At 71.5% G+C, this 20,216-nt stretch carries 23 protein-coding genes and 1 pseudogene; 13 read left to right on the top strand and 11 right to left on the bottom strand.

The window, feature by feature from the left end; all coding sequences use genetic code 11:
- Positions 1 to 54: 54 nt before the first annotated feature.
- Together AB0D29_RS13785 and AB0D29_RS13780 are read left to right on the top strand one after the other, a co-directional pair.
- Positions 55 to 1,890 carry a glycoside hydrolase family 15 protein gene (locus AB0D29_RS13785; protein ID WP_362854075.1) on the top strand — a complete coding sequence of 612 codons (1,836 nt, stop codon included), beginning with the start codon at positions 55 to 57 and terminating at the stop codon, positions 1,888 to 1,890.
- 40 nt (positions 1,891 to 1,930) lie between these two features.
- A complete protein-coding gene (locus tag AB0D29_RS13780; RefSeq protein ID WP_362854073.1) occupies positions 1,931 to 2,359 on the top strand; it encodes a nitroreductase family deazaflavin-dependent oxidoreductase in 429 nt (142 codons plus the stop codon).
- Positions 2,360 to 2,401: 42 nt separating this feature from the next.
- On the opposite strand, the gene AB0D29_RS13775 is transcribed toward AB0D29_RS13780, so the two are convergent.
- From AB0D29_RS13775 to AB0D29_RS13765, 3 genes are all read right to left on the bottom strand, one after another.
- A complete protein-coding gene (locus tag AB0D29_RS13775; RefSeq protein ID WP_362854072.1) occupies positions 2,402 to 3,067 on the bottom strand; it encodes a DUF4232 domain-containing protein in 666 nt (221 codons plus the stop codon).
- Positions 3,068 to 3,250: 183 nt separating this feature from the next.
- Positions 3,251 to 3,547, bottom strand: coding sequence for a hypothetical protein (locus AB0D29_RS13770; RefSeq protein WP_362854071.1), 297 nt, complete (start codon positions 3,545 to 3,547; stop codon positions 3,251 to 3,253).
- 427 nt (positions 3,548 to 3,974) lie between these two features.
- Positions 3,975 to 4,112: a hypothetical protein gene (locus tag AB0D29_RS13765; protein WP_362854069.1), complete on the bottom strand. Its 138-nt coding sequence runs from the start codon at positions 4,110 to 4,112 to the stop codon at positions 3,975 to 3,977.
- Between AB0D29_RS13765 and AB0D29_RS13760 the strand changes: the two genes are divergently transcribed.
- The 7 genes from AB0D29_RS13760 to AB0D29_RS13730 all read left to right on the top strand — a co-directional run bounded on the left by AB0D29_RS13760 (position 4,111) and on the right by AB0D29_RS13730 (position 9,436).
- Positions 4,111 to 4,503 (top strand): TOBE domain-containing protein, encoded by a 393-nt coding sequence (locus AB0D29_RS13760; protein ID WP_362854067.1) that lies wholly within the window; start codon positions 4,111 to 4,113, stop codon positions 4,501 to 4,503. The two genes, AB0D29_RS13765 and AB0D29_RS13760, sit on opposite strands and share 2 nt — an antisense overlap.
- 3 nt (positions 4,504 to 4,506) lie before the next feature.
- Entirely contained in the window at positions 4,507 to 5,322 is an 816-nt protein-coding gene (locus AB0D29_RS13755) for a sulfite exporter TauE/SafE family protein (RefSeq protein ID WP_362854066.1), read from the top strand.
- A gap of 99 nt (positions 5,323 to 5,421) precedes the next feature.
- Positions 5,422 to 6,084, top strand: coding sequence for a class I SAM-dependent methyltransferase (locus AB0D29_RS13750; RefSeq protein ID WP_362854064.1), 663 nt, complete (start codon positions 5,422 to 5,424; stop codon positions 6,082 to 6,084).
- A 138-nt stretch (positions 6,085 to 6,222) separates the two neighbouring features.
- Positions 6,223 to 7,230, top strand: a complete 1,008-nt coding sequence (locus AB0D29_RS13745) for a terpene cyclase (RefSeq protein ID WP_362854063.1) — start codon at positions 6,223 to 6,225, stop codon at positions 7,228 to 7,230.
- Between the two features lie 108 nt (positions 7,231 to 7,338).
- Entirely contained in the window at positions 7,339 to 7,857 is a 519-nt protein-coding gene (locus AB0D29_RS13740; RefSeq protein ID WP_362854061.1) for a MarR family transcriptional regulator, read from the top strand.
- Positions 7,858 to 8,008: 151 nt separating this feature from the next.
- The gene (locus tag AB0D29_RS13735) at positions 8,009 to 8,473 is read left to right on the top strand and encodes a hypothetical protein (RefSeq protein ID WP_362854060.1); all 465 of its coding nucleotides are present in this window, start codon (positions 8,009 to 8,011) and stop codon (positions 8,471 to 8,473) included.
- A gap of 96 nt (positions 8,474 to 8,569) precedes the next feature.
- Positions 8,570 to 9,436: an SDR family oxidoreductase gene (locus tag AB0D29_RS13730; protein WP_362854059.1), complete on the top strand. Its 867-nt coding sequence runs from the start codon at positions 8,570 to 8,572 to the stop codon at positions 9,434 to 9,436.
- Between the two features lie 24 nt (positions 9,437 to 9,460).
- On the opposite strand, the gene AB0D29_RS13725 is transcribed toward AB0D29_RS13730, so the two are convergent.
- From AB0D29_RS13725 to AB0D29_RS13695, 7 genes and pseudogenes are all read right to left on the bottom strand, one after another.
- Positions 9,461 to 10,468: a hypothetical protein gene (locus AB0D29_RS13725; protein WP_362854058.1), complete on the bottom strand. Its 1,008-nt coding sequence runs from the start codon at positions 10,466 to 10,468 to the stop codon at positions 9,461 to 9,463.
- Between the two features lie 58 nt (positions 10,469 to 10,526).
- A pseudogene (locus tag AB0D29_RS13720) lies at positions 10,527 to 10,766 on the bottom strand (hypothetical protein); the annotation flags it as partial.
- A gap of 51 nt (positions 10,767 to 10,817) precedes the next feature.
- Positions 10,818 to 11,375 carry a YceI family protein gene (locus AB0D29_RS13715; RefSeq protein ID WP_362854056.1) on the bottom strand — a complete coding sequence of 186 codons (558 nt, stop codon included), beginning with the start codon at positions 11,373 to 11,375 and terminating at the stop codon, positions 10,818 to 10,820.
- Positions 11,376 to 11,713: 338 nt separating this feature from the next.
- On the bottom strand, positions 11,714 to 12,394 hold the full coding sequence (locus AB0D29_RS13710) for a hypothetical protein (protein WP_362854055.1): 681 nt from the start codon (positions 12,392 to 12,394) through the stop codon (positions 11,714 to 11,716).
- A 349-nt stretch (positions 12,395 to 12,743) separates the two neighbouring features.
- Positions 12,744 to 15,275 carry a SpoIIE family protein phosphatase gene (locus tag AB0D29_RS13705; RefSeq protein ID WP_362854054.1) on the bottom strand — a complete coding sequence of 844 codons (2,532 nt, stop codon included), beginning with the start codon at positions 15,273 to 15,275 and terminating at the stop codon, positions 12,744 to 12,746.
- A gap of 208 nt (positions 15,276 to 15,483) precedes the next feature.
- Positions 15,484 to 17,538, bottom strand: a complete 2,055-nt coding sequence (locus AB0D29_RS13700) for a calcium-binding protein (RefSeq protein ID WP_362854053.1) — start codon at positions 17,536 to 17,538, stop codon at positions 15,484 to 15,486.
- Positions 17,539 to 17,808: 270 nt separating this feature from the next.
- Positions 17,809 to 18,084 (bottom strand): hypothetical protein, encoded by a 276-nt coding sequence (locus tag AB0D29_RS13695; protein WP_362854052.1) that lies wholly within the window; start codon positions 18,082 to 18,084, stop codon positions 17,809 to 17,811.
- An 81-nt stretch (positions 18,085 to 18,165) separates the two neighbouring features.
- Between AB0D29_RS13695 and AB0D29_RS13690 the strand changes: the two genes are divergently transcribed.
- Positions 18,166 to 18,318 carry a hypothetical protein gene (locus AB0D29_RS13690; RefSeq protein ID WP_362854050.1) on the top strand — a complete coding sequence of 51 codons (153 nt, stop codon included), beginning with the start codon at positions 18,166 to 18,168 and terminating at the stop codon, positions 18,316 to 18,318.
- 3 nt (positions 18,319 to 18,321) lie between these two features.
- Here the strand turns inward: AB0D29_RS13690 and AB0D29_RS13685 are convergent, their stop codons facing one another.
- Complete coding sequence (locus AB0D29_RS13685) at positions 18,322 to 18,567, bottom strand: hypothetical protein (RefSeq protein WP_362854048.1); 246 nt, start codon at positions 18,565 to 18,567, stop codon at positions 18,322 to 18,324.
- A 225-nt stretch (positions 18,568 to 18,792) separates the two neighbouring features.
- On the opposite strand from AB0D29_RS13685, the gene AB0D29_RS13680 reads away from it, so the two are divergent.
- The 3 genes from AB0D29_RS13680 to AB0D29_RS13670 all read left to right on the top strand — a co-directional run.
- The gene (locus tag AB0D29_RS13680; protein ID WP_362854047.1) at positions 18,793 to 19,122 is read left to right on the top strand and encodes a PadR family transcriptional regulator; all 330 of its coding nucleotides are present in this window, start codon (positions 18,793 to 18,795) and stop codon (positions 19,120 to 19,122) included.
- A 2-nt stretch (positions 19,123 to 19,124) separates the two neighbouring features.
- Positions 19,125 to 19,514, top strand: a complete 390-nt coding sequence (locus AB0D29_RS13675; protein ID WP_362854045.1) for a DUF1048 domain-containing protein — start codon at positions 19,125 to 19,127, stop codon at positions 19,512 to 19,514.
- 386 nt (positions 19,515 to 19,900) lie between these two features.
- A partial coding sequence (locus tag AB0D29_RS13670; protein ID WP_362854044.1) for an ATP-binding cassette domain-containing protein occupies positions 19,901 to 20,216 on the top strand: 316 nt, incomplete at its 3' end.

Below are 20,216 nucleotides of genomic sequence, written 5' to 3'. Positions count from 1 at the left end.
CATGAAGAGCGAGGTTCATCTCCAGGCCCGGGCCACAGCGGCAGGGAGGCCGGTATGGCGTTCGACACGGCTGGTTTCGAGCAGGTGGACGGCGGCCGTTACATCCCGATCTCCGAGCACGGCCTGATCGGCGATCTCCGTACGACCGCCCTGGTCGGCACGAACGGCACCATCGACTGGTACTGCTGCCCGCGCTTCGACGCGCCCAGCGTCTTCGGGGCCATCCTCGACGCCGACCGCGGGGGATCGTTCGAGTTGGCCGCCGAGGTACCGAGCCGCACCAGACAGTTCTACTTTCCCGACACGAACGTGCTGATCACGCGCTTCTTCGCCGCGGACGGGGTGGCGGAGATCCAGGACTTCATGCCCGTCGTCGACGAGTCGCGCGAGGCGGCCCGGCACCGGCTGATCCGGCGGGTGATCTGCGTCCGCGGAACCCTCCCCTTCCGGGCGCGGATCGCCCCCCGCTTCGGCTACGGCGCCGAAGCGCACACCACGCACCTCAATGGCCACACGGCGGTGTTCCGCTCCCCGTCACTGACGCTCGCGCTGACCGCCACCGCCCCCCTGGAGAGCGACGGCCTGGACGTGTGGTCGCACTTCAAGCTCCTCGAGGGCGAGTCCCACGTGTTCGCCCTCGACCAGATCGGCGACGGCCTCCCCCCACGGTCGTGCCCACGCGCCGAGGCACAGGAGCAGGCCGAGGCGACCGTCCGGTTCTGGCGCCACTGGCTGGCCGGTTCCCGTTACCACGGGCGGTGGCGGGAGATGGTGAACCGCTCCGCGCTGGTGCTGAAGCTGCTCACGTACGCGCCCACCGGTGCGATCGTCGCCGCACCGACCACCAGCCTGCCCGAGCAGATCGGTGGCGAGCGCAACTGGGACTACCGCTACGTCTGGGTCCGCGACGCTGCCTTCTGCGTCTACGCGATGCTGCGCCTGGGGTTCACCTCGGAGGCCGAGGCGTTCATGGGGTTCATCTCGGAGCGGGGCATCCTGCGGGGCATGGGGGAGACCGGTCCGTTGCAGATCATGTACGGCATCGACGGGCGCACCGACCTGCCCGAATACGAGCTCCCGCACCTGGAGGGATACCTCGGCTCCGCACCGGTCCGCGTGGGCAACGCCGCCACCGGCCAGCTCCAACTGGACATCTACGGTGCGCTGATCGACTCGATCTACCTCTACGACAAGTGGGGGCAGCCGATCAGCAGTGACCGCTGGGACGAGGTCGGCGCCGTGGTGGACTGGCTGTGCGAGCACTGGGACCAGCCCGACGAGGGTGTGTGGGAGACCAGGGCGGGCCGGCGGAACTTCGTGTACTCGCGGCTGATGTGCTGGGTGGCGCTGGAGCGCGCGATGCGCATGGCGAACCACCGCGGTCTGCCGGCGGACCTGCCCCGCTGGCGGGAGTCCCGGGACGCGATCTACCGGCAGATCATGCGGCGCGGCTGGTCGGTCGAACGAGGGGCGTTCGTCCAGGGGCTGGACGACCACGTGCTGGACGCCTCGCTGCTGATGATGCCGATGGCCAAGTTCATCTCGCCCACCGACCCCAAGTGGCTCTCCACCCTGGACGCCCTCACCACGGACCTGGTCTCCGACTCGCTCGTGTACCGCTACGACGCCACCGCCAGCCCGGACGGCCTGCACGGCCCCGAGGGCACCTTCTCGATCTGCTCCTTCTGGTACGTGGAGGCGCTGGCCCGGGCGGGCCGGCTGGAGGAGGCCCGGCTCGCCTTCGAGAAGATGCTCACCTACGGCAACCACCTCGGTCTGTTCGCGGAGGAGATCGGCCCGACCGGAGAACAGCTGGGCAACTTCCCCCAGGCCTTCACCCACCTCTCCCTGATCAGCGCCGCCTTCAACCTCGACCGCGCCCTGGGCTGACACGGCGTCACCGCCGGGACGTGAACGAGAGGAGTTCGACGTGAGCGAAGCACTCGACTGGAACGCGAAGAACATCGCGGAGTTCCGGGCGAACGAGGGCAGGGTCGGCGGGGTCTTCGAGGGCGCTCCGCTGGTCCTCGTCCATCACCGCGGCCGCAAGAGCGGGCAGGACCACGTCAGCCCGATGATGTACCTCCCGCACGACACCGACCCGGACGTCGTGTACGTCTTCGCGAGCAAGGGCGGGGCACCGACCAACCCGGACTGGTACCGCAACCTGATCGCCGCCGGTGAGGGCGCCGTCGAACGCGGCACTGAGACCTACCGGGTGACCGTCCGGGAACTGGTCGACGCGGAACGCGACCGCATCTACGCCGAGCAGGCGCGGCGCTACCCGGGCTTCGCCGAGTACGCACGCCAGACTGCGGGCGTCCGCGTCCTTCCCGTGCTCGAACTCCGGCGGGCGTAGCCCTGCTTGCTCGGCGGCAGCTTGTGCTCGCCCCGGGTCGCTTCACTTGGAGGGGACGGCGTCCTTCGGGGAGGTGTGCCAGTTGGTGACGACCGGCTTGTCGACGGTGATGGTGGCGACAGGCAGGGAGACCGGGTCGGGGTCGGCGGCGCCGATGGCGACGATGATGCTGTCCAGTTCCTTGCCGTCGTTCGTGTTGGTGCTCTTCGGGTTCAGCCCGGCGTAGGCGGTGGTGTTCCCGCTCAGCGTGATCTGCTTGCCGACGGCCTGCTCCGCGGGACCGGCCTCCGTGCCGTCCGAACCGAAGGCCACGGTGGGGTGGGCGGCCGGCAGGGCACAGGTGATCCCGGGCTTCGCCTTCGCGCTGATCAGGATGTAGCCGCCGGCCTGGGTCTCGGACCTGGTGCTCCAGGAGATGTCGTTGGCGCCGCAGACCTGTCCGACGGGCTTCCGCTCGCCGTCGCCGGTGTCGGCCCCGGAGCCGGCACCGTCCTTGGTCCCCTTGGCGGTCGCCGTCGGCGAGCCGGACGGGGTGACCGCGCCGGCGGACGGGGTGGCGGCCGCAGTGGCGGACGGAGAGCCCTGCGCGCCGCCGGCGCCCGGAGCCGCGTCCGAAGCCGCGTCCGTGTCCTGGCACGCCGTCATCAGCATCGCTCCGCCGATGAGGGCCGCGGTGACGAGGAAAGCCTTACGACGGTTGCCAGACATGAGATGAGTCCCCTTTTGAGGTCCGTGGTCGCGGCCGGAGCTGTTCGGCTCCGGTACTGCACGATCACTATGAGGGGACCGCCAGCCGAGGGGATATCGGCGTCTTCGTTCCAGGACAACGCTGTCGCAGAGCGGTGACATGATCGCGACGAACGCGATCGGCTGGGGCGGGTCGCCTCGCCCTCAGGAGCGGCCACGCTTGAGCTGGCCCGCCAGCATCACCATGAGGCCGGCGACCAGGATCGCGCCGCCGGTCAGGGCGCCCCACTGGCGGGTGGCGGAGTCGCTGATCACCAGCCCGAAGACCACCTGCCAGCACAGCGCGAAGGCCGTCACCAGCTGGCCCCACCCGTAGAGGCGGGGGCTGCGGATGTGGCGCCGGTTCATGGGGAGCACCCAGCCGCGGATGACTGCCGCCGCCCCCGAGGCGGCGATGACCACCGCGATGAGAACCAGGGGTGCGACGAGGTACAGCTTCATGATCTCTCTCCTGCGCGCCGGACCCGCGCCGGACGCCGGCGAGATGATGTCACTCGTGGCAGAGCGCGTTCACGGCGGGGCCCCGTCGCCCTGCACCTGGCCGCCGGCTGGGCCGAGGGCGTCGGCGTGCTCGACCTGGAGCGGCTCGCGGACGCCCGCCGCGACGGCACCAGCGGACCGAACCGCCCTGCGCCATGGCAGTTTCCGCGTCGATCCCTTGGGGGGAGTGCCCGGGACCTGCCGTTGCGCGAGGCGCCGTTGGCCGTGTTCAACGACGCCGTCCACCGAGCGGCGCCCCTCTCGCGGGGCAGATGGCCTCCCGCCGCAGCGCAGCTCTGGTGAGCACGTATGAGGACGACTGCGACAGTTGGACGCGCAGCGACGTCAGCCCCGCCACGTCACCGGCAAGATCTGGTGCCGCCATGTCCTACTGGGCGTCGATCTCGGCGATCAGGCCCTCAATGAGGCCCTTGATCGCGTCGCGGATGGGGCGCGCGGACCGTCCCACCGTCCCGTCGAGGTCGCCCGCGAGGCAACCGGCCTGCTCATCTAAGGTGTGGCGCATGGAGTCCTACACCATCGGTCAGACTGCCGACTTGCTGGGCGTCAGCATCGACACCGCCCGGCGCTGGGCGGACGCCGACAGGTTCCCCACCCGCCGTGAGGGCAAGCGGCGCATCGTCGACGGGCCCGACCTCGCCGCCTTCTGTGTCGAGTTCGCGCAGGAGGGCGCGGGGGACGAGGACACTTCGTACACGTCGGCCAGGAACGCCTTCCCCGGCATCATCACCGGCATCAAGCTCGGCGACGTTTCCGCCCAGGTCGAAATCCAGGCCGGCCCTCACCGGGTGGTGTCCCTGCTGACGCGCGAGGCCGTCGAAGAACTCGGGATCGAGGTCGGGATGCGGGCCACTGCACGGGTCAAGTCGACGAGCGTGCACATCGAACGCGGCTGACCCGTGGGGGAGTGGGGGATCGGACTGGCCGGGCTGGCCGTAGGACTGCTGATCGCCGTGGTCACCGCGCCGGTCGGCGTCTCGGGAGCAGTCTTCCTGCTGCCCGTGCAGCTGAGCGTGTTCGCGGTACCGAGCCCGGCGGTGACACCGACCAATCTGCTCTACAACGTCGTCGCCGGCCCGGGCGCGCTTCTGCGCTACCTCCGCACAGGCGCGCTCCACGGTCCGCTGGTCCGGCAGCTGGTGCTCGGTACCCTGCCGGGGGTCGTCATCGGCGCGGTCATCCGCGTGTTCGCCATCCCGGGCCCGGCCGTGTTCAAGGCGCTGGTGGCCCTGTTCCTCCTGCCGCTGGGCGTATGGCTGATCGCCCGGACGCTCCTGCCACCCCCGGACCAGGAACCGTCCGCGGAACCGGGACCGGAACCGTCCGGAGGCGGGCCGTCGGCGCGCACGGTCACCGCACTGGCCCTGGCCGTGGGAGTGGTCGGAGGGATCTACGGCATCGGCGGCGGCTCGCTCCTCGGCCCGATCCTCGTCGGGCGCGGGATGCCCGTCGTCAAGGTCGCCCCGGCAGCCCTGGCCGCCACCTTCGCCACCTCCGTCGTCGGAGCGGCCACGTACGCGCTGCTGTCGCTCGCCGACTCGGGCAACATCGCGCCCCACTGGTTCCTCGGGCTGGCCTGCGGACTGGGCGGACTGATCGGCGGCTACCTCGGCGCCCGCCTCCAGCCCCACCTTCCCGAAAGGGCGCTGCGGTTGCTGCTCGGCACGCTGGCCGCCGCTGTTGGTGCCCTGTACGCGGTCGAGACGCTCAGCTGATCCGCGGGCTGCGGCGGCGCGGCTTCTTCGACCAGGACGAGACCGCGGATGCCGCAGGCGGCGGCTGCTGACCGAAGCGACTGCGGGGCTGGAGAACGGGTGCGCACGGACGTGGAAGTGGGCTACGTTCCCGGGGTGGAGCACCAGGACGAGACCAGGGCGGCCTACGACGGGGTCGTCGAGCTGTACGCGTCGTTGTTCGCCGATCGGCTGGAGACGCAGCCGTTCGCGCGGGCCATGATCGGCACCTTCGCCGAGCTCGTGCGCGGGACGGGGAACCTGCGGACGGCCGACGTCGGCTGCGGGCCCGGACATCTGACCGCCATGCTCCATGAGTCGGGACTGGACTCCTTCGGGCTCGACCTCTCCCCGGCGATGGTCGACCATGCCCGCCGGGCCCATCCGGCGCTGCGCTTCGACGAGGCGCGGATGGAGGTACTGCCGGTGGAGGACGGCGCGCTCGGCGGCGTGCTGGCCCACTACTCGATGATCCACACCCCGCCCGGGGAACTGCCCGCGCTGCTCGCCGAGCAGGTGCGCGCGCTGGCGCCAGGGGGCCTGCTCCTGGTCTCGTTCTTCGCGACCGACGGCCCGGACCCGGTGCGTTTCGACCACAAGGTGACGCCCGCCTACAGCTGGCCGGTGGACCGGTTCGCCGAGTTGCTCGTCGGTGCCGGGCTCGTCCCGTTCGCCCGGCTGCTCCACGACCCGAACTCCGAACGCGGCTTCCTCGACGCCCACTTGCTGGCTCGCCGCGCCTAGAGCGTGCAGGGCGCGAGTTCACGGCGATCATCCATGGAATCCGGCCACCATCTGGCCGGCGGCCGACTGCGTCACGCCGCGGAACCGGGCGATGGTGAGCTCCGTACCGCTGTGACCGGCTCGCTTCACGGAGGACACGTGCCGCAGGACATCGAGTTCCACCTGCCCTTCCCGAGCTCCCTCAGCCCGGACCTGGAGGGCGCGCGGCAGCGAAACCTGGCGTGGGTCGGGCGTACGGGTCTGGTCGGGGAGGGCCGCTCGATGGAGTGGTACGCGTCGTGGGACATGCCGCTCCTGGCCGCCCACGGCTTCCCCTGCGCACAAGGCCCGGCCCTGGACTTGTGCACGGACGCGATGGCGTTCTTCTTCGTCTTCGACGACCAGTTCGACGGTCCTCTCGGTCGGGACCCCGCCCGCGCCGCGCACGTGTGCCGGCAATTGATCGACATCGTGCACGGCGCTGCCCCGGCCGCGGGGGCGGACGCGTGCTCGGTGGCGTTCGCCGATCTCTGGGCGCGTTGCAGGGACCGCGCACACCCGGGCTGGGTGGCCCGTACCGCGCACGAGTGGGAGTACTACTTCGCCACCCAGTCTCACGAGGCGATAGGCCGGCTGCGCGGGACTCCCGCCGACATGGAAACGTACCTGCAGGTCAGACGGGGCATAGCCGGCACCGACCTGCCGCTGTCCCTGGGCGAGCGGGCCGCCGGCATCACCATCCCCGCAGCCGCGTTCCACAGCCCGCAGCTGCGCATCATGCGCCAGGCCGCCATCGACGTCACCTTCATGTGCAACGACGTCTACTCGTTGGAGAAGGAGGAAGCCCGCGGTGACATGGACAACCTCGTCCTGGTCATCGAACACACCCGGCCGGGCACCCGCGACGAAGCCATCGCGGCCGCCCGCCGCGAAGTCGACGGGCGCGTCGAGCGTTTCCGGGAACTCGCCCGCCAGGTCCTGGCCATGTGCCTACAGCTCGGTCTCACCGGTCCGGAGCGTACCGCCGTGGCCACGTACGTCGAGGTCATGGGGGCCTGGATGAGCGGCTATCACGCTTGGCAGACCCAGACCCGCCGCTATACCGGCGCACTTCAGGTCATCCCCAACACCGGGCCCGGCTACTTCGACGAGGTCCTGGGGGCGTAGGTCTGGGTTCCGGCGTGGGGGCCCAGTGGCGACGGCGATCACTTCGTGTAGGCCTTCCGGTGGTCGCGGCGCCTTGCCAAGCAGATGGTTAGCTGCCATATTACTTGCATGACGCGGAACGAGGTCGACGGCGAACTCCCCACGCTGGACCAGGCGAGGCAGCAGATCGAGCACTACGGCCTGGAGGTCGATCCGCAGGCGGTACTGGTCGCGGTGCGGCTGATCTCCGCGGGTGCGAGGGTGGGGCGGGCCGCCGAGGCGCACTTCGCCAGGTTCGGGCTCTCGACGGGTCGCTACCGCCTGCTCGCCGACCTCGAAGCCCACGGCGGGGAGAAGTCGCCTTCGCACCTCGCGGTCGACCTCGACGTTTCCAGGGCCACGATCACCGGTCTGCTGGACGGCCTCGAACGTGAGGGTCTGATCGCCCGGCGCCCGTCCACCGAGGACGGGCGTGGCACGGTGGCCATCCTGACGGCGCGTGGCGCGCAGCGCCTGCGTGACCTGGCACCCGAGCACTTCGGGCGGCTGGAGGCGATGGTCGGCGGGCTTTCCGTCGAGGAGCGCGCGGTGTTCCTCGATCTGCTCGCCCGAGTGGTGCGCGGCAGTGCGGCCTTGGCCGCCGACTGATCCGACGCGCGGCCGGTTTTGGCCCCGCCCTCCGGGCGGGGGCTTTTTGCGGGCCAATAGTTAGCCAGCTAATTACATGGCGGGGTGGGGTGCCACCCACCACCTCGCGGCGACCCTTCGCTCACCTCACACGAACGAGAAAGAGGCCGACATGCCCGCGATGAAGGAAAGAACCAGCCGAAGCCGGGCGACTCCCCGGCCGTTCGTCCTGTGGCGCGAGGTGCTGACCGCCTACGCCGCCCCCGCACTGATGGCCGGCGCCGCGGGAGTCCTCACCGGGCAGCCGGAGCTGGCCGTGGCCGCCTGCACCTCCATAGCCGGCACCTCCGCCGTGGTGGCGTTCCTGGTGGGTGCCTGGCTGCGGCGCGGCGGTCAGCCCCGACGGTGGACCATCGCCCTACCGCGCCCCGCCCTGACCCTCGTACTGGTCGTCACGGCCACCGGCGCGGCGGCCCTGCTGGGGTGGTTCGCCGCTCAGTGGCTGCCCGCCCACACCCTCGTTCCCGCGCCCGCCTGGCTGGAGCGCCTGCGCATCGACCTGCCCCTCTCCGCGGCCCTCGCCACCACCATCGTCACCCTGCGCTGGCGGAGCACCACCGCGGCGACGAGGACGTAACCCCCCTCGCAACGGCCCGCCGGCACCACCGCCGGGCAACCCACCAGGCAACCCACCAGCAGCCCACCAGCAACCCACAAGGAAAGAGGACACCCGATGATCGCTGTCATGGGAGCGACCGGAGCAACCGGCAACGCCGTGCTCCACAGCCTCCTCGCGCTCGGCGCCCCCGTCCGGGCACTGACCCGCACTCCGCACGAGCCGATCCCCGGCGTCACCGGCACACACCGCCCGCCCCTGGACGTCCGCTACGCCGACGCCGGAGACCCCCACTCGCTGCGCACCGCCTTCGCGGGAGCGAGCCGGCTCTTCCTCGTCATGGCCAACAGCCCCGCCCAGGTCGAACTCGAAACCGGCGTCATCGACACGGCCGCCGACACCGGCGTCGAGCACATCGTCAAGATCTCCGCACCCGCCGCCGAACCCGACTCCCCGGTCGCCATCTCCCGCGGGCACCATGCCGTGGAGGAACACGTACGCGCACTCGGGATGAAGCACACCATCCTGCACCCCTACGCGTTCATGCAGAACCTCCTGCGCCTGGCGCCGGCCGTCGCCCAGGGAGTCATCCTCGGCGCGACGGGTGAGGCGCCCTGCAACTACGTCGACTGCCGGGACATCGGGGATGTCGCCGCCGCCGCGCTCACCCGGCCGGACATCGCGGGCGGCAGCTACGTCCTCACTGGATCTGAAGCCGTATCGCAGCCTGAACTCGCGCGTCGGCTCAGCACATTGACCGGACATCAGATCCGCTACGTGAACCTCGCCCCGGACGAGCTGCGCGACCACCTCATCCACCGCGCCCACATGCCCGCCTGGCTCGCGGACCACGTGACGGAGATCCAGCAACTCGCCATCGCCCGGCCGGAAACCCCCACGGATACCGTCTCCCGCATCCTCGGCCGCCCGCCCCGCACTCTCGACGCCTTCCTCCACGAAAACCGCGACCACTTCCGCCGGTAGCCAGGCGGCCCGAGCTTCCGGGGGTCAGGGTGTCGCCGAGCGGGCGTCCCTGGCGTCGCCGAAGTCCCACAGGCAGACCACGGAATGGTCACCGCCGGTGGACCGGACCGGGACGTTGACCTCGGACAGGAACGAGGTCAAGTACGGCTGCCGGCCCGCCCACCGGGCCGCGAACCACGAGCCGACGTCGTCGCGCAGCAGCAGCTCGTACGCCTCCTCGAAGTCCCGCCGCCCCAGCGCGGACAGGGCCCGCGCGTGGGCACCGTAGACGCGTACGGTCTCCGCGCGCCGGGGCCCGGCCCACCGCTCCATCCGGTCGGTCAGGTCCCGGACCGCCGCATGGTCGCCGCGCACCGCGGCCGCGCAGGCCAGCAGGTACGTCCCCGGCCAGGCGAGCAGGGGGTAGTGGTACTGCTCGCACAGCTCCAGGCCCTCGCGGACCGACTGCCGCAGCTCCGGCCACTGCCCGCTCAGCCAGGCATGGTTGCCCAGCAGGAGCAGGGCGTCGATGGCCGGGGCGATGTGCTCGCCCCGGCGCCCGCCGGCCACGACACGCCGCAGTGCCTCCGTGCACCCGCCCAGGCGGTCCAGGTACGCCCCCGCGGTGGCCACCCGGACGATGCGCAGGGGGTCGCACTCGTGGGCGAGCCCCGCGACGGCGCCGTCCAGCCGCCCGAGCGCCGCCGGGCTCGCGCGGGCCGGGTCGGCCAGCGTGCTGCGGGCCGTCGTCAGCAGCTCCGGGACGGCGGGATGCCTGGCCACCGCGGCGTCGAACGGGGCCCACAGCTCGGGCCGTCCGCCGAAGAAGCACACCAGCAGCAGGGTGTGCAGGGCCTCGGTCAGGTACGCGGCGCGGGCGAGGCGGAGGGCCCGCTCCGGGCCCTCCGGGGTCAGGTCGGCCGGCACGGCGGTGAGAGCGCTCCCGAGGACCACCGACGGCTGCCCGGCCGTGACCGAGCCGAGCAGCTGGACGAGGCCGCCGTAGCTCAGCCGGGCCCGGTACTCGACCCCCGTGGCGGCGAGTACGCGCATACCGCGCCCGGGCGGCCCGGTCCGCGGCGGCGGCCAGCAGGGCCGTCTTGCCGACGCCCGCGACCCCCAGCAGGAGCAGCGGACGGCCGCTGCGGACCGAACCGCTCAAGAAGGCATCGATCCGCTCCAGTTCGGCCTCGCGGCGATCAACGGACCATCGCTTCCGAAGGGGGTGCCGGCTGCCGGGAACGCGCCTTCCATGACAGGTGGGACCACCACAGCTCAGCTCCTGGTCTTGAGGGCCGTCGGACGACACCCCCAAGATGGGAACGGAGAGGGAAAGTTCGATCCCGGGCATATGGCCTGCGTCACATGTGGTCGGCGAAGGCCTGCTCCGGGAGCGGCCGGCCTAGTCCTGCTTGATCGCGGAGATGTCGAACTCCAGGACGACCTTGTCGCCGACCAGGACGCCGCCGCCTTCCAGGGCCGCGTTCCAGGTCACGCCGTACTCCTTGCGGGAGATGCTCACCGATCCCTCCAGACCGACGCGCCGGTTTCCGTAGGGGTCGACCGCCGTGCCCGTGTACTCGAAGTCGATGCTGATCGGGCGGGTGGTGTCCTTGATGGTCAGGTCGCCGGTGACGCGGTACTCGGTGTCGGAGCTCGCCTCGACCGAGGTGGTGCGGAAGGTGATGTCGGGGAAGTTGGGAGCGTCCAGGAAGTCGTTGGTGCGCAGGTGCTGGTCGCGCTGTTCGACGCCGGTGTCGATGCTCTCGGTCTTGATCACGATCTGGGCGGTCGAGCGCGCCGGGTCGGCGCCGTCCAGGTGGGCAGTGCCTTCGAACTGGTGGAACGCGCCGCGGACCTTGGTCACCATGGCGTGGCGGGCGACGAAGCCGATCCGGGTGTGGGCGGGGTCGAGGACGTAGTCCCCGGTGAGCTCGGCGAGGGTGGGGGACGTGGTCACGGGTGCCTCCGTAGGGCCTGGATCCCGGCGGCGGTCCGCCCGGATCGTCTCCCGGGCCACGCTAGGGCGTGATCGGTTCGAGGCGCGGCCTGACGCACGGGGCGGCGGCACAGTGCACCCTGCCGATCGATGGGCAGCTGTTCGTCGGTGCACAGGAGTTGCCCAGCCGGTCACCCGCGTGAAACTCTTGCAAGGCTTGCAGCAAGCTCTTGCAATCTCGTCCTACCGGCCCTGCTGACAGACGCTCACGCCCTCGGTGCCATGGCGGGGACGGTGTGTCCGGTGTCCCCGCCATGGCCTTGGCGGCCCCGAGGCGGCCCCGATGTGGCTCTGGTGGCTCAGCCCACGCGCTCGACGCGTGCGCGTCGGATGAGGTTCTTGCCGGGCTCGCGCACCTTGTCGAAGGCCGCGTTGTTGAGGAGTACGCAGCTTCCCGAGGGTCCGTTCACGGTCACGGTCGTGGCTTGGCCGTTGTCGAGGTTCGTCACCTTGAGCTTCGTGCCGACCGGGAACGTGCCGCTGGTCGCCGCGGGCGGGCCCGCTTCGCCCGACAGCGTCACCGTCGACCCCGGACACACCACCTCACCGGTGGCGGGCGGCGCCTGGCCACCCGCCGCACCTGTCGCACCCGCCGCGCCTGTCGCACCCGTCGCGCGCGTCGCACCGGCGGCCGGCGTGCCGCCGCCACCCACGCGCTCGACGCGTGCGCGTCGGATGAGGTTCTTGCCGGGCTCGCGCACCTTGTCGAAGGCCGCGTTGTTGAGGAGTACGCAGCTTCCTGAGGGTCCGTTCACGGTCACGGTCGTGGCTTGGCCGTTGTCGAGGTTCGTCACCTTGAGCTTCGTTCCCACCGGGAAGGTGCCGCTGGTCGCCGCGGGCGGGCCCGCTTCGCCCGACAGCGTCACCGTCGACCCCGGGCACACGACGTCGGGGACGGAGGCGTTGCCGGTCGCCACCGTGGCGATGACGCCTCCGGTCACCAGGGTTCCCGTGGTGACAGAGAGCACGAGCTTCTTCATCACACTCATAGTCCGTTTGCGGGACATTGACACTCCTCGATCCGATGGACGCTGTCTCCCCCGTCCTGCATACGCCCGCCGCCACGCGCCAGTTCATTCCTTGTCGCGGCATTACAAATCCAGCGGTGCGGAGGTTTCGGAGTGCTGTGCACGGCATGCCGCAGGGGCTCGAGTCCCAAGGAGTACGTTCAAAGACGCAGGTGGAGGCCGCCGCGCTGAGAGTGATCGACGTGTGCAGCGCTCGGGCTGCCCCTCGCGACCGACGCGGAGACGAGGAGCCCGGAGGAATCCTTAAGGTTGGGTTGATCCCCCCTTAATGCTGCGCCGGACTTCCGCGCACTCCCGTCGATCAAGCGAGCGGCAGGTTCTGTTCGGACCAGACGGTCTTGCCGCCCCTGGTGTAGCGGCTGCCCCAGCGGTGCGAGAGCTGGGCGACGATGTACAGGCCGCGACCGCCTTCCTCGGAGCTCCTCGCACGCCGCATCCTCGGCTGCGTGTTGCTGGCGTCCGAGACCTCGCACGTCAGGGTGTCCGCCCGGATCAGGCGGAGGCGGACCGGTCCGCCCGCGTGGCGAATGGCGTTGGTGACCAGCTCGCTGACGATGAGCTCCGTACTGAAGGCCAGCTCGTCGAGGTCCCAGGCGGTCAGCTGGTCCAGGACGAGGTGGCGCGCGTCGCCGACGATCGCCGGATCGGCGTCGAGCCACCAGGTCGCGAGGGAGCCGGGATCCACCTCCCGGGTACGGGCCAACAGGAGGGTGACGTCGTCCCGCAGCCTGCCCGGCGGCAGCCCTTCCACGATGTCGTGCCGGGCCTGACGCAGCGGCCGACCGAGTACGTCCGCGCGCAGCAGCCGGTCCGCCAGGTCGGCCATGCCCGTGTCGACGTCCCCCTCTCCGCGTTCGATCAGACCGTCGCTGTACAGGGCGAGCACGCTCCCCGGCGGCAGTTCGCGTTCGACCGGCTCGAAGGGCCAGCCACCGACCCCCAGGGGCGGGCCGGGGCTCAGCTCGACGTACTCCACCGTTCCGTCCGGGCTGACCACGGCCGGCGGCGGGTGCCCGGCGCTCGCCATGACGCACGTTCGGGTGACCGGGTCGTAGACGGCGTACAGGCAGGTGGCACCGGCCGGTCCGCTGGGCACCGGTATGCCCGCGTCGCCGTCGTCCGGGTCGTCGCTCTCGGCCTCGGCGGCGACCTGCAGCACCATGTCGTCCACGTGCGCCAGCAGTTCCTCGGGTTCCAGTTCCAGGTCCGCCATCGCGCGTACGGCGCTGCGCAGGCGGCCCATCATGGCCGTGGCGTGCAGTCCGTGACCGGCCACGTCCCCGACCACCAGGGCGACCCGGGCCGACGACAGGGGAATGACGTCGAACCAGTCGCCGCCCACTCCGCTGTCCGCGTCGGCGGGCAGGTAGAGGCCGGCGGCCTCCAGCGCGGGCCTCTCCGAGGTGGCCGGTGGCAGGAGGCTGCGCTGCAGGCCCACAGCGGTGCGGCGTTCCTTGGTGTACCGCCGCGCGTTGTCCACGGCGACCGCCGCACGGGCGGCGATCTCCTCCAGGAGCGCCAGGTCGTCCTCGTCCACCGGGGGAGCGTCCCCCGTGCGCCAGAGCGTGAGCCTTCCGAACCTGATGCCCCGTGCGCACAGCGGCGCCGTCATCGCCGAATGCGCACCCGGGACGGCCGTGGCCCACTCCGGGGCCGCGTCGTCCCCGGGCCCGGTGGGTGGGGTTCCGAGGTCGGTGATCAGCTCGCCCCGGCACCCCCGCTCCTCGGGCGCGACCGTCTCGGGCCCGCCCGCCTCGGTCACGGTCGGCTGGGGAGCGGCCGCGGCGAGAGGCGCGGGGAACTGGGCCGTCCCCGTACGCAGCGCCGCCGATTCCGCTCCGGCGACGGCCAGCCGGATCAGGGGCAGCGTGAGACGCCCGTCGGCGGGTGGTTCACCACCGGTCAGAACGGTCTCCGCGAGATCCACCGCGGCGCAATCGCCGAGCGCGGGCGTCAGCACCTTGACCAGGTCCTCCACGGTGCGCAGGACGGACAGCGAACCACCCAGCGCTCCGGTCGCCCGGTACAGCAGGTCCAGGCGCCCGCGCGACCGCTCGTGGTCGGTGACGTCGGTGAACACCGTCGCCACACCCATCGGATGCCCGTCGGGTTCCTGCAGCCGGAACGCCTGGACGGTCACGACCCGGCCGCCCCTCGGGTCGTCCAAGGTGCGCACGGTCGTGTTGAGGCCGATCAGGGGGATCCCGCTGCGCAGGACCTCCCGCAGCCGGTCGTCGATGATCTGCGCGTCCTCGGCCCACAGGAAGTCGGCCAGGCGCCGGCCGGACAGGTCGACCGGCACCCCGGTGTACGGCAACAGGTGCGAGTTCGTCCGCAGCAGGCGCAGGTCCGCGTCGAAGACGGCCAGGCCCACGCGGCCCTGCAGGAACAGTTCCTGCGTGAAGGCGTGGTCCTGTCGCCAGCGGGCGACCAGCTCCAGGGGCGCGCCGAGTACGAGGCAGCGGGCCCTGCCCTCGCGTGCGCCGTCGTTCAGCGGGATGACGCGGAAGCCGATCTCCAGCTCACGCCCCGAGCCGTGCCGCAGCGTGGCCCGGCCCTCCCAGCCCACCGGGCCGTCCTGGCCCTCCCCGCCGGCCCAGTCCTCCCTGTCCTCCTGCTTCCGCAGTCCGGCCTGGGCCAGGACGGCTTCCCAGCTGCCCGGGTCCGCCAGGAGGTCCCGGGCCGGCCGGCCGCACACGTCTGCGGACCGGCGGTCCAGGAGGGCTTCGGCCGCCGGTGTCCAGGCGAGGACGGTCCCGGCGTCGTCGAGCAGTGCCGCGGCCGTGTTCGTGGCAGCGAAGGGGTAGTCCTGGTTGCTCTCGGTGGCGCGCATGCGTGCCCATCTCGTCCGCCGGTCCCGCTGCCCTCATGCTGGTCGATGTCCGGAACGGGAGCCAGAGGCGTTGCGCCATCCGGATCCGCTCCAGGCGTCGGTCACAGTGTCTCGCGCGCGTGCCCCGGGCGGGAAGGCCGGCGCCGCGGCCGCCGCTCCCGCCCGGCCGCCGGCCCCGCCCGGGCGCCGCTCCCGCCCGGGCGCAGTCCTACGGGCAGCTGATGCGGGCGTCGCCCGGGTCGGTCGTGCAGGTGTCGCTGCCGAGGCCGCCGTTCGCCGTGTCGTTGCCGGTGACGGCGTCGACCGTGTTCAGCCGGTCGTTGCCGTAGTTGCCCAGCAGGGTGTCGTTCCCGGGGCCGCCGATCAGCGTGTCGTCCCCGTAGCCGCCGTCGATGTTGTCGTTGCCCGCACCGCCGTGGACGGTGTCGTTGCCGTAGCTCGGGCGGATCGTGTCGTTGCCGCCGAGACCGCAGATCACGTCGGTGAAGTAGCCGCCGTTCAGGGTGTCCGCGCCGCTGGTGCCGATGATCGTGCAGCCGCGGGCGTTGTTCACGGTGGTGTTCGCCGTGGCGCTGTCGTTGCCGGGCACCGGGTCGGTCTGCGTCGCGTCCGCCGTGGCGGTGTTGGTGAGGGTGCCGGTGCTGCGGGGCTCGGCCACCACGGTCACGGTGGTGGAGGCGCCGGCGGCGAGGGTGCCCAGGGTGCAGCTCGCGCTGGTGGGCGTCCTCGTGCAGCTGCCCTGGCCGGGCACGGCCGACAGGACGGTGCCGCCGGCTCCGGTGAGGGTGTCGGCCAGCGTGACCGCCGTCGCGGAGGTGGTGGCGCTGGTGTTGCGCACCGTCACCGTGTAGGTCGCCTGGTCGCCGATGCTGACGGTGCCGGGACCGGACACCGTGACGGCCAGGTCCGCATTCGGCGGAGGCGGCGGAGTGGTGCCGCCGCCCTCGTACCGGGCCAGCGCGAAGTCCTCGCCCGCCCCGCCACCGCCTGCGGCGAGGATCCTGCCGTCGGGCAGCAGCGCCACGGACTGGGCCAGGTCGGCGCCCCCGAGGTTCGTGGCGACCGCGCCGTCGCCCCCGCCGAAGCCCGTGTCCAGGCTGCCGTTGGTGAGGTAGCGGGCCAGCGCGAAGTCGCCGTTGCCGCCACCGACGGCGACGAGTTTGCCGTCGGACTGCTGGACCACGTCGTACGCCGAGCTGCCGCCCTGGGGCCCACCGAGGTTGGTGGTCACCCTGCCGTCGCCGTCGAAGGTCGTGTCGGGGGTGCCGTTGGTGTTGTAACGGGTCAGCGAGAACACACCGGGACTGGAGCCGCCCACGGCCACGATCCTGCCGTCGGCCTGCACCAGCACGTCCTGGGCGGTGTCCATGGACCCCAGGTCGGTGGTCACCCTGCCGTCGCCGCTGAAGCTCGTGTCCGGACTGCCGTCGGTGTTGTACCGGGCCAGCGCGAAGTCCCGTACGAGGCCCTCGGTCGTGTCACCGGCGGCGATGATCCTGCCGTCGGCCTGCAGGGCCAGTCCGTACGCAGTGCTCCCCTCCTGGAGTCCTCCGAAGTCGGTGAACACCTTGCCGTCGCCGTCGAAGGTGGTGTCCAGGCTGCCGTCCAGGGCGTTGTACCGGGCCAGTGCGAACACCCCGCCGACCCCGCCGGCGGCCACGATCTTGCCGTCGGCCTGCACCGCCACGTCGGAGCCCTGGTCGGCGCCACCGCCTCCGAAGTCGGTGACCGCCTTGCCGTCGCCGTCGAAGGTCGTGTCCAGGCTGCCGTCCGGGTTGTAGCGGACCACCGTGAACCAGGCGATGCCGCCTTCGAGGTTCTCGCTGATGCCCACGACGACGATCTTGCCGTCGGCCTGGAGGGCCACGCCGTTGGCCGTGTCGGAGCCGCCGGCGATGTCGGTGGACACCCTTCCGCCGTCGCCGAAGGTGGTGTCCAGGCTGCCGTCGGCGTTGTAGCGGACCGCCGCGAAATTGCCGATGAAGTCCGACACGTCACCACCCACGGCGACGATCTTGCCGTCGGGCTGCACCACCATGTCGGCGGCGGCTTCGGAGGAGCCGAGGTCGGTGGTCACCACCCCGTCGCCGCCGCCGAACGTGGGATCCGGATCGCCAGGGGCGGCCAGTGCCGCCCCGGGCAGGGCCACGGTGAGCGCCAGGCCCAAGGCCACCACCGCGCCGATCCGGGCGGCGCGCCGCCGGCGTACACCTCGCGCGAATCGTCCCCGAACCCTGCGCGCACCCCACGTGAATGTCGACATGCAGACCCCTCTGCCGCTGCTCGCCCTGCCTTGGTCACCCCTCGTGACGGGCCACAGCTTCGGGCCACTGCCGCGGCGGGACCTCGGCGGCTCGCCGGACTCGCGCCGCCGGAGACGGCGGTTCCACCCGACCGCCGTACACGACGGCCCGGGAGATTCCCGGGGTGCGGGTGTTCCACAGGGCGCCGGCTGTCCGGTGGGTGTGCCGAAGGGGTCGTTCGAGGCGGGGAGTTGGCGGTGGTGTGCCGCAGCGGTCCGTTCCCCAACCGGTCACGACGGCAGGGAGACCCGATCCGCCGGGCGCAGCTCGCCGGCTACCAGGACGACATACGCGGCGCCGGTGAAGAGCACCCCCGGGATCGCGAACATGCTGCGCTGATCGCTTTCCAGAACGGCCTGGTACCGGCTCCGGGAGACCTCGACCGTGCCCCGCGCGTGCGGCGCGGTGTCGAAGGCGAAGTACCGCCCTTCCCGCTCCTGCGCGGCCTGCGGGTTCCGCGCTCCTGCCGGGTCGGGGACCAGCAGGACCACATCCGACAGGGCCAAGGCCGCAAGCCCCATCTGGGCCGGGAGGGGAAGGCACCGGAAGGCATCCACATCGAGTGCCGGTCCGCGCGCGCCAGGAAGATGCGCACCAGAGCGGAGAGGAAGACCGGGAAGAGCAGCACGAAGATCGCCCCCGGCAGCCACCTCGACCCGGCCGGCGGCACGGTGCCAGGCAGCCGGGTGAGCGCTGCCAGTACCAGCAGCATGCTGCGCCCGGACGTGCCCGCCGGCTGACCGTTACCAGAGGTTGGCCTTCCACGGGCTCGTGTCGCCGCCGTAGTGGCGGAGGTGGGACCACCTCCCGCCCTTGCCGCCTACGAGGATGCCCTCGCCGCCATCGGTGGGGGCTGCGGCTTGGGTGGCGGTGTGGGCGCCGGCGGGGGCTGCGATTGCGCTGGTGGTCACCGCGAGGGCTCCTGCGGTCAGCGCGGTGGTGGCGGTGAGGAGGACCAGTCGCTGCGTGCGGGTACGGGTGCGGGTCATGAGGTTGCTCCTTGGGGTCGGATGGTGACGCACCACGTGGGGGTGCGTTCGCCGTGCCTCCATTGGGCCCGAGCATGGAGTGGCGTGTCGTGTCGCTGGATATCGGGGCTTGACCCGGTGGCGGCAGCCATACCTCCCACTATTCCGTCTTGCTAAGTACCGGTAGTCAGCGTTACGGTGTACCGGTAGTCGGTAACACTGAATAGCTCAGGGAGGAGGTGTTCGATGTCCAAGCTGGTGACGGAGATGCTCAAGGGCACGCTGGAGGGCATCGTCCTCGCGTCACTGTCCGGCCGGCCCGCGTACGGCTACGAGATCACGGCCGGGCTGCGGGAGCAGGGCTTCTCCGACATCGCCGAGGGGACCATCTACGCGCTGCTCGTCAGGATCGAGAAGCGCGGCCTCGTCGACGTGGAGAAGGTGCCCTCCGAGAAGGGGCCGCCGCGCAAGGTGTACTCCCTCAACGCTCAGGGGCGCGAGTACCTCGAAGAGTTCTGGAGGACGTGGAGCTTCCTCACGGAACGACTGGATCAGCTCCGCGAAGGGGGCGAGTAGCCATGTCCGATGTCGAAAAGGGCGGCTTCATCTCGAAGGTGATCGGGCCCAAGAAGCGCTGGAGGGCGTACAAGGCGCGCGTCAAGGAGCTTCCCGAGAACTACCGCGCGGCGGTCGAGGCGATCGAGCGGTACGCGATGCACTTCGTGCCCACCGACGGCGACAGCAACGCGTCGATGTTCGAAGACCTCGCCGATCTGTTCGAGCAGGCCGTGGTGAACGGAACGCCGATCCGCGAGATCGTCGGGGACGACCCGGTGGAGTTCGCCGAGGTGTTCGTCCAGAACTACTCGGAGGGCGGCTACGTCCCCGCCCGTGCGCGGAAGCAGCTGACCGACGCCATCGCGCGGGCGGAGGGGGTGCAGGGGGCGGAGGAAGGCGCGCCCCAGTGACCGCCGCGACGGCGCTCGCCACGCGGGTGCGCCGGTACGGGAGCCCGCCGGCCTCACCGGCCTCACCGGCCTGAACGGGCAGTTCGCGGCCGTAGGCGAGATGCTCGCCGCGGGAGAACCCGGTGCCCACGGGGCCCGGACGCCGGCCCGGCGCGACCCGCCGGGCCGGCGGCCGGGCCCCGCTGCGGCTGCCGCGCGCCGGGTGAGGCGCATCGGCCTCGTCCCTCCGCGGGTGCGGCGCTCACCAACTCGGTACGGCGGCTTCTGGATCTGCCGCGTCAGGGCCTGACTCCCTGACTCCCCGAAGCGCAGCCCTCAACTCACTCACTCGCTCGGCCACTTCATCCATCGAAACGGGAGGGCCCTTGCCCATGCCTTCATTTGTCATGCCCACATCCAAACGTGGTGGCGGTCACCCGTCGCCGGCCGCCGCTGTCTCCGCCGTCGGGCTGCGCAAGTCGTACGGCGACAAGGTCGTGCTCGACGGCATCGACCTGACCGTCCCCGAAGGAACGGTCTTCTCCCTGCTCGGTCCGAACGGCGCGGGCAAGACGACCGCCGTCAAGATCCTCTCCACTCTCGTCAGCGCCGACGCGGGCGACCTGCACGTCGGCGGCCACGACCTGGCCGCCGCCCCGCAGGCGGTGCGGGCCGCGATCGGTGTCACCGGACAGTTCTCCGCCGTGGACGGGCTGATCACCG

This window comes from Streptomyces sp. NPDC048424, assembly GCF_040651555.1.
GTDB lineage: Bacteria > Actinomycetota > Actinomycetes > Streptomycetales > Streptomycetaceae > Streptomyces.
The sequence above is the reverse complement of the archived record's forward strand: the minus strand, read 5'-3'. Positions and strand labels throughout refer to the sequence as shown.